The organism is Leisingera sp. F5, assembly GCF_001593695.1.
Map to the genome: position 1 here is coordinate 1 of NZ_LUKH01000487.1, position 2,280 is coordinate 2,280.

General features: G+C 60.5%; 2 protein-coding genes. Both read left to right on the forward strand.

What is annotated here, in order from left to right; all coding sequences use genetic code 11:
* The first annotated feature begins 178 nt into the window (after positions 1-178).
* Positions 179-826 (forward strand): SURF1 family protein, encoded by a 648-nt coding sequence (locus tag A2I95_RS32275; RefSeq protein ID WP_367153180.1) that lies wholly within the window; start codon positions 179-181, stop codon positions 824-826.
* A 19-nt stretch (positions 827-845) separates the two neighbouring features.
* Positions 846-2,234, forward strand: coding sequence for a threonine synthase (thrC, locus tag A2I95_RS32280; protein ID WP_291736402.1), 1,389 nt, complete (start codon positions 846-848; stop codon positions 2,232-2,234).
* The last annotated feature ends 46 nt before the right edge of the window (positions 2,235-2,280 follow it).

Below are 2,280 nucleotides of genomic sequence, written 5' to 3' on the forward strand. Positions count from 1 at the left end.
TTGTTGCCGTCTACATCTGGGGCACCTCGGGCTTTTGATCCCGGGAATGTAATGGTTACATGTTTGCGGTTCCAAAAACCGCGGACAGACATTAATGAGCAAGGCGCGCAGGGCAGCAGGCTCTGCGCGCCTTTACTATTGAAGCGGAGCAGCCCGGATGCGGCGTGTCATCTTCCTGTTGATCATCAGCGGCGCGGGCCTTGCCATTCTGATCGGCCTGGGCACCTGGCAGCTGCAGCGCATGGCCTGGAAAGAAGATATCCTCGCTACCATCGAGGCACGGATCGCGGAAGAACCCGTAACTGTGCTTCCCTCAGACTTTGATCCTGAAGTGGACAAGTACCGCCCCATTCGTCTTTCCGGCGACATCGGTGAAAATGAGCTGCACGTCCTTTCTTCGTTTAAGGACCTGGGGCCAGGGTTTCGTGTGGTCTCCGATTTCACCTTGGCGAACGGCCGTAAGGTTCTGATCGACCGCGGGTTTGTAACGCAGGCTGACAGGCCGGATGACCGTTACTTTGGCCCCGCGGAGATTGAAGGCAACCTGCACTGGCCGCAAGAAACCGACAGCTACACGCCTAAACCGGATTGGGTGGATAACATTTGGTTTGCCCGTGACGCCGAACAGATGGCCGATTATCTTGGTACCGAGCCTGCCATGATTGTTCTAAGGCGCAATCCCCAAGGCGAGGCCGGCTTGTTGCCAGTGCCTGTCGACACGGCCTCCATCCCGAACAACCACTTGCATTATTCGATCACCTGGTTTTCGCTGGCCTTCATCTGGGCCGCAATGACCGTCTACTTCCTGCGGCGCAGCCGCCCTTGAACCAGAAGAGCTGAAGGCGATGAAATATATCTCGACCCGGGGCCAAGCGCCCGAGCTGACCTTTGAAGACGCAATGCTGACCGGCCTCGCGCGCGACGGCGGCCTGTATGTGCCGGCCGAAATCCCGCAGATGCACCAGGATGAGATCGCGGCACTGGCGGGCCTGTCCTATGAGGAAACCGCCTTCCGCGTCATGCGCCCTTTCATCGGTGATTGCTTCACCGACGAGGAATTCCGCGCCATCATCGCCCGCGCTTACGAGGGCTTCGGCCACGCCGCCCGCGCACCGCTGAAGCAGCTGGCACCGAACCACTTCCTGCTGGAATTGTTCCACGGCCCCACGCTGGCGTTCAAGGACTTCGCCATGCAGCTGATCGGCCAGCTGTTCCAGGCTGCGCTTGAGCGGCGCGGCGACCGGGTGACCATTGCGGGCGCGACATCCGGCGACACCGGTTCGGCAGCGATGGAGGCCTTCCGGGGCCTCAGCAACGTTGACGTCTTCATCCTGTATCCGCACGGCCGGGTCTCCGAAGTGCAGCGCCGCCAAATGACCACCCCGCAGGATGCCAACGTCCATGCGCTGGCCGTTGATGGCGACTTTGACGACTGCCAGGCGCGCGTCAAAGATATGTTCAACGACTTCGATTTCCGCGACGGCGTGAAACTGGCGGGCGTGAACTCGATCAACATCGCCCGCGTTCTGGCGCAGGTCGTTTATTACTTCTCCGCCGCCGTCTCTCTGGGGGCGCCGGACCGCAAGGTGAGCTTCACCGTGCCGACTGGAAACTTCGGCGACATCTTCGCGGGATTCATTGCCAAGCAGATGGGCCTGCCGATCGATCAGCTGGTGGTTGCCACCAACCAGAACGACATCCTGCACCGCTGCCTGTCGGGGCAGGGGTACTACAAGGGCGACACCCAACCCTCGATCAGCCCGTCGATGGACATTCAGGTGTCGTCGAACTTCGAGCGTGCCCTGTTCTACGCCTATGGCCAAGACAGCAAGGCCATTGCCCAGTTGATGGATGAGCTGAAGAACGGCGGCTTCGACGTGTCGCAAGGGGCCATGCAGGCGCTGAGCGAAACCTATGCCTCGGGCCGCACCTCTGAGGAAGAAACCCTGGCCACAATCAAATCCGAACTGGCTGCCTCGGGCGAGCTGCTTTGTCCGCATGGAGCCGTTGGCGTGAAGGTCGCGAACGAGCACCGCGAGGCGGATGTGCCGATGATCACGCTCGCCACTGCCCACCCGGCGAAATTCCCGGCTGCCGTAGAAGATGCCAGCGGCATTCATCCGCCTCTTCCTCCGCGGATGGCAGATCTGTATGACAGGCCGGAACGGGTAACCCGGATCAGCAGTGATCTGGCGGCCCTTGAGGATCACATCAGAAAGAACATCGCGAATTGACAGTTCAGCAGCACACACTCGCCAACGGGTTCCGCATCGTCTCCGA